The organism is Streptomyces sp. NPDC089915 (assembly GCF_040684675.1).
Lineage (GTDB): Bacteria > Actinomycetota > Actinomycetes > Streptomycetales > Streptomycetaceae > Streptomyces.
This window is the reverse complement of sequence record NZ_JBFBGN010000234.1, coordinates 1-5,511: the sequence shown is the minus strand read 5'-3', so window position 1 is coordinate 5,511 and position 5,511 is coordinate 1. Positions and strand designations below refer to the sequence as shown.

At 75.4% G+C, this 5,511-nt stretch carries 6 protein-coding genes and 1 pseudogene; 4 read left to right on the top strand and 3 right to left on the bottom strand.

The annotated features are described in order from the left end of the window. Positions 1-118 precede the first annotated feature (118 nt). The 3 genes and pseudogenes from AB0O29_RS33920 to AB0O29_RS33910 all read left to right on the top strand — a co-directional run. On the top strand, positions 119-541 hold the full coding sequence (locus AB0O29_RS33920) for a hypothetical protein (protein ID WP_365159696.1): 423 nt from the start codon (positions 119-121) through the stop codon (positions 539-541). A gap of 161 nt (positions 542-702) precedes the next feature. Beyond that, on the top strand, positions 703-1,878 hold the full coding sequence (locus tag AB0O29_RS33915) for a serine hydrolase domain-containing protein (RefSeq protein WP_365159693.1): 1,176 nt from the start codon (positions 703-705) through the stop codon (positions 1,876-1,878). 75 nt (positions 1,879-1,953) lie between these two features. Next, positions 1,954-2,205 (top strand): annotated as a pseudogene (locus AB0O29_RS33910) (polysaccharide deacetylase family protein); the annotation flags it as partial. 6 nt (positions 2,206-2,211) lie between these two features. On the opposite strand, the gene AB0O29_RS33905 reads toward AB0O29_RS33910, so the two are convergent. From AB0O29_RS33905 to AB0O29_RS33895, 3 genes are all read right to left on the bottom strand, one after another. After that, a complete protein-coding gene (locus tag AB0O29_RS33905) occupies positions 2,212-2,493 on the bottom strand; it encodes a WhiB family transcriptional regulator (RefSeq protein ID WP_365159690.1) in 282 nt (93 codons plus the stop codon). 48 nt (positions 2,494-2,541) lie between these two features. Then, positions 2,542-3,642, bottom strand: coding sequence for a mechanosensitive ion channel domain-containing protein (locus tag AB0O29_RS33900; protein WP_365159687.1), 1,101 nt, complete (start codon positions 3,640-3,642; stop codon positions 2,542-2,544). A gap of 187 nt (positions 3,643-3,829) precedes the next feature. Beyond that, positions 3,830-4,792, bottom strand: a complete 963-nt coding sequence (locus tag AB0O29_RS33895) for an NADP-dependent oxidoreductase (RefSeq protein WP_365159684.1) — start codon at positions 4,790-4,792, stop codon at positions 3,830-3,832. 405 nt (positions 4,793-5,197) lie between these two features. Here AB0O29_RS33895 and AB0O29_RS33890 point away from each other — a divergent pair, with 405 nt between their 5' ends. After that, positions 5,198-5,440: a protealysin inhibitor emfourin gene (locus AB0O29_RS33890; RefSeq protein WP_365159681.1), complete on the top strand. Its 243-nt coding sequence runs from the start codon at positions 5,198-5,200 to the stop codon at positions 5,438-5,440. Positions 5,441-5,511 lie beyond the last annotated feature (71 nt).

Genomic DNA, 5,511 nt, shown 5'->3' with positions numbered 1-5,511 from the left:
CCCGCGTACTGGACGTACTTGGCTTTCGCCCGGTGCGGCGAGAGCGCGTGCCAGGCGTCGCGGGGCAGACGGGAGTTTGACGACAGGCCCTAGCGGCCGGGGTGCGTACGCTTGGTACGTGAAAGATCACGGCATAGCCCTGCCCTACTACCGCCTCCATGTCGTACCGGCGGTCACGGCGCTGGCCAGTCCGGCGTGGCAGCGCGAGGTGTGGCTCGATCTGGAGCGGTTCGAAGACCTCGACCACACCGTGCACGTGCTCTTCGACGACTTCTGCGACGCGGACGATCCCCGGCCCTGGCTGGGTCGGAGCCTGCGCACCGAGGAGGAGGTCGAGCTGATGGCCCGTCTGGGCGCCGCCTACGGGGCGGTGCAGGACGCGGTCGGCGCCGCCGCCCCCGACGCCGTCTATCTGGACGCACCGGGCTGGCCCGCCGTGGTCGCCGCCGCGGACCGGCTGGCCCGGGTGCTGGCGGCCAACGACCGAGCGGCGTCGGACACGTCGCACGACCCCGGCCCTCTCCCGCCGCCCGCTGCCTAGGGCCCGCGACACGCCCGGGGCGGGGGGATCCGTGTGCGCCGAGCGGACCCGGGCGGGCGTGTTCCCGGCGGCCCGGTGCCCGTGCGGCTGTTAGGCAGGCCGTACCGGCGGGCCCTCATCGGGGCCCGTCGGCCGAGACCGCCCCACACCGGGAGACGCCCGTGCCCACCCGTGTACGCCCCTTCCGCGCCGGACTGTCCGCCGCCGCCCTCGCCGCCGTCGCGCTCGGCACGCTCCTGCCACCCGCGCAGGCGGCCGACGGCGGGCACCCGGGCCGCGAAGAGCGCCTCCAGCGGCAGCTGGACCGGCTCGTCGCGCAGGCCGGCGGGCCGCCCGGGGCCATCGCCGTCCTCACCCGGGACGGCCGCTCGCGGGTGTACACCGCCGGGGTCGGGGACATCGCCACCGGCCGCCGGCCGGACCCCGACGACCACATGCGCGTCGCCAGCATCGCGAAGGCCTACAGCGGTGCGGTGGCGCTCCGGCTCGTCGACGAGGGGCTGCTCTCCCTCGACGACACCATCGGCGAGCGCCTGCCCGCCCAGCCCGCCGCCTGGCACGCGGTGACGCTGCGCCAGCTCCTGCAGCACACGAGCGGCCTGCCCGACTTCTCGGCCGCCCCCGAGTTCCTGAAGATCCTCCAGGCCGACCCCCGCCACCGGTTCGACTCGCGCGGCCTCCTCGGCTTCGTCGCGGACGAGCCGCTGCTGTTCCGCCCCGGCAGCCTGTACGAGTACTCCAACTCCGACAACATCGCCGTCGCCCTCATGGCCGAGGCGGTCACCGGCCACCGCTACGAGGACCTCCTCAAGGACCTCGTGTACCGCCCGCTGGGCCTGCGCGAGACCAGCCTGCCCCAGGGCTACCGGCTGCCCCGCCCGTACCTGCACGGCTACGACGTCACCCCGCCCGCCGGACCGGAGGACGTCAGCGAGGCCCTCGGCGCCTCGGGGGTCTGGGCCTCCGGGGGGATCGTCTCCACTCCGAAGGAGCTGGGCGCGTTCATCCGCGCGTACGGCGGACCGGCCCTGCTGTCGGAGAAGACCCGCAAGGAGCAGCTCACCTTCCGCCCGGGCGACTCCTCGGAGCCCGCCGGACCCGGCACCAACGCCGCCGGGCTCGCGATCTACCAGTACACCACCCGCTGCGGCGTCCTCTACGGCCACACGGGCAACTTCCCCGGCTACACCCAGCTCGCCGCGACCACCCCGGACGGCACCCGCTCGCTCACTTTCTCCCTCAACACCCAGACCAGCAAGGGCAACAAGCCCGCCCTGCTGGCCCGGCTCCGCACGGTCCAGGAGGACTTCGCCTGCGCCCTCCTCAAGGACCGCTGAGCAGGCCCGCCCACGGGGTCGGCGGGCGAAGTCCGCGACAGGCATGGAGAGTTCCGTGAGCGATTTCTCCTCGGCAAGCACACCCTCGACCGTCCCGCGGTCGTCCGCAGGGAGGCCGACGAGGGCCACGAGCTGGGCAACCACACCTGGTCGCACACGATTCTGCCGCTGGCCACGCCGCAGGAGGTGCGCCGCCAGCTGCTGCTCGTCCAGGACCGGGTGCGGAGGCTGACCGGCCGGACCCCCACCCCGGTGACGGTCTCCGAGCTCTTCGCTCCCCGCCGGCCCGAGCCGGGCCGGGCCTACTGGAACGCCTCCGCCCCCTGACCGGGTTCAGCTCGCGGCGTGCGCGTACAGGGGGCGGCGCTCCTCCTCCGTGAGGCCGCCCCACACCCCGTAGGGCTCCCGTACGCGCAGGGCGTGGCGCAGGCACTCCGTCTGCACCGGGCAGAGCGCGCAGATCTCGCGGGCCGCCTCGTCGCGTTCCGCGCGGTCCTCGCCGCGCTCGCCCGCCGGGTGGAAGAAGCGGTCCGGGCCGAGGTCGCGGCAGGCGGCGTGTTCCTGCCATATCCAGTGGTGTTCCGCTCGGCCCGGCAGCCGTGACAGGTCCGACATGGGTGGGCTCCTTTCCCGTGGGGGGGCTGGCGTGCGTGCGTCGGTCGTTCAGTCCCGCGTCTGGCCCCGTCGGGCGTCGTGAAACCTGTCCGGCACCGCGTACCGCTCCGGCGCGGGGACGGCCGGGGAGGTGGAGACGCGCGGGAGGGCGTACGGGTGCTTCTCCGCGAGCCAGGCGACGAGTTGCTCGCGCACCGCGCAGCGGGCGGTCCACAGGTCGTCGGGGTCCTTCGCGGTGACGATGGCCCGCAGGACGACGGTGGTGGGGGTGGTGTCGGTGACGGCGAGGCCCCAGCCGCGGCCGTCCCAGGCGGCGCAGCCGTCGAGTATCTCCTTGAGGCGTTCGCGGATCAGGGGGACGGGGGCGCTGTGGTCGCAGTGCAGGAACACGGTGCCGGTCATCTGGATCCCGCCGCGGGACCAGTTCTCGAAGGGCTTGCCGGTGAAGTAGGAGACGGGCATGGTGATGCGGCGCTCGTCCCAGGTGCGCACGGCGAGGAAGGTGAGGGTGACCTCCTCGACCACGCCCCACTCCCCGTCGACGACGACGGTGTCGCCGATGCGCACCAGGTCGCCGAAGGCGATCTGGAACCCGGCGAAGAGGTTGCCGAGGGTGGACTGGGCGGCCACGCCGGCGACGATGCCGATGATCCCGGCGGAGGCGAGCACGGAGGTGCCGACGGCGCGGAAGTCGGGGAAGGTGAGCAGCATCGCGGCGGCGGCGACCAGCGCGACGACGGCGGTGACGATCCGCATGATGAGGGTCACCTGGGTGCGGACGCGGCGCAGCCGGGACGGGTCGCGGGTGCCCGCGGCGTAGCGGGCGTACGAGGACTCGACCACGGCCGCGGTGATGTGGACGACGAACCAGGCGCCGGCGCCGATCGTCACCAGCGAGAGGGTCCTGCCGACGGCCGCCTCGTGCTCCCGCAGGGGCTGCCAGCTGATCTGCCGGTACGAGCCGCGCAGCAGGGCGGACAGCAGGAGGACGCGCAGGGGGAGCTCGCAGCGGCGCAGCAGGCTCCACAGGGGGGTCTCGGGGTGGCGGGCGTCGGCGCGCCTCAGCAGCAGGTCGGCGAGCCGGCCGGCCGCGAAGGTGAGCAGGACGGAGCCGCCGATGACGGTCAGCAGTCTCAGAACGCCGTTCATGGCTCCTCGGTGGGTGTCGGGGGCGGAGGGGCGGATCGGATCCGCGCGTGCCCTGCCGTTCCCCCGGCAAACCGACGGCCGGCCCGGCCGGGGCCGGGCCCCGTGCGTCCGGGCCCCGTGCGTCCGGGCGGTGGTGCATTCGGAGGGTGGTGCGTTCAGCTCGTGGTGCGCTCAGAGGGTGGTGCGTTCAGTCCGTGGTGATGACGAGCTTGCCGCGGACGTGGCCGGTGGTGGAGGTGGTGTGGGCCTCGCCCATGGCCGTGAGCGGGAAGGTGGTGGTCTGCGCGACGTGCAGGGCGCCGGAGGTGACGAGTGCGGCGAGCTCGGCCATGTCCCCGTCCGTGGCCCGGTAGCCGAAGTTGACCGCGCGGACGCCGCGGGCCGCGAGGGCGTCGGGGTCGGCGGCGAAGACGGTGGTGGCCAGGCGGCCTCCGTCCCGTACGAGCGGGGCGATCCTCGTCATGAGGGTCTCGCGGTCGTCGGCGAGGTCGAGGACGGCGTCGACGCCCCCGGGGTGGGCGGCGCGGACGGCTTCGGCGACGTCCGCGGTGCGGTGGTCGACGGCCTCCCGGGCGCCGAGGGAGCGGACGTAGGCGTGGTCGTCGCCGGCGGCCACGGCGATCACGTGGCAGCCGCGCGCGGCCGCCAGCTGGACGGCGTACGAGCCCACTCCGCCGGCCGCGCCGACGACGAGCAGGGTCTCGCCCTCCGCGGGCTCCAGCCAGCGGGTCAGCGCCAGCGCGGTGCCGCCGGTCATCGGCAGCGCGGCCGCCGACACCTCGTCCAGCCCCTCGGGGCGCACCGCGAGGGCGGCGGTCTGCGGGGAGGCGGTCAGGTACTCGGCGTAGGAGCCGTGCGGGTCGTGTTCCGCGGCCCCGGGCAGGCGCATGCCGAACACCTCCTGCCCCACCTCCCAGGCGGCGCCCTCCCCCGCGGCGGTGACCCGGCCGGAGAAGTCGGAGCCGAGGGTGAGGGGGAAGGGGAAGACGGCGCCGGCGGCGGCCAGCGCACCGGCGGCCACCTTCCAGTCGAGGGGGTTCACCGAGGCCGCCCCGACCCGGATCTGCACCTCGCCCCGGCCGGGTTCGGGCCGGGGCAGGTCCCTGAGCCGGGGGGTCTCTCCGAAGGCGTCGATCGCGAAGGCGCGCACGGCACTGCACCTCTCTCTGCCGTCGGCGGACGGCGGGGAGCACATCAGGGGCGGGCACCGGGGGGTGCCGTCGGACGGGACCGATCATCACTCCGGCCGGCGGGCCGGCGCCCACGGCGCACGCGTACCCGCGCCGCCCTCCCCCTGCCGGCTCACCCGGGGGCGGGCCCGGGCGGACGGGACGGGGGCGGCCGGGCGGCGCGGGGAGGTGGCCCGGACGCGCTGCGGCCGTCCCGTCGGCCACCGGCCGACGGTTTCCGGCCGATCCGCGGCGTTCCGGGCTTCCCGCCGGGACGCTGCCCGGATCCGGGGCAGCCGCGGCGTGGGCGGCCGACGCGCCGCCTCCGCCGCCGAGCACCCGCACCGGGTGCCGCGGCGGACACCGGACCCAGGGAGGAAAGGGACATGCTGATCACCGTCACCCGATCCGGGGGCTTCGCCGGAGGCGAGAAGGAGCGCGAGCTCGACACGGCCGGCCGCCGGGACGCGCCGCAGTGGGAGGACCTGGCTCACCGGGCCGTCGCGTCCACGGCGGACGGCTTCCACTACCGGATCACCGTCGACGGCCGGGCGATCGACCTCCAGGACCCGTACCTGTCCGAGGACCAGAGGGAGCTGATCCACGGCGTGCTCGGCGAGGGCGCCTGACCCGGCCACCGGGGGCGGACCTGCGCCCTCCCCCGTGGAGCGGCCGCCGCCGCACGGAGTCCGTCCGTGCG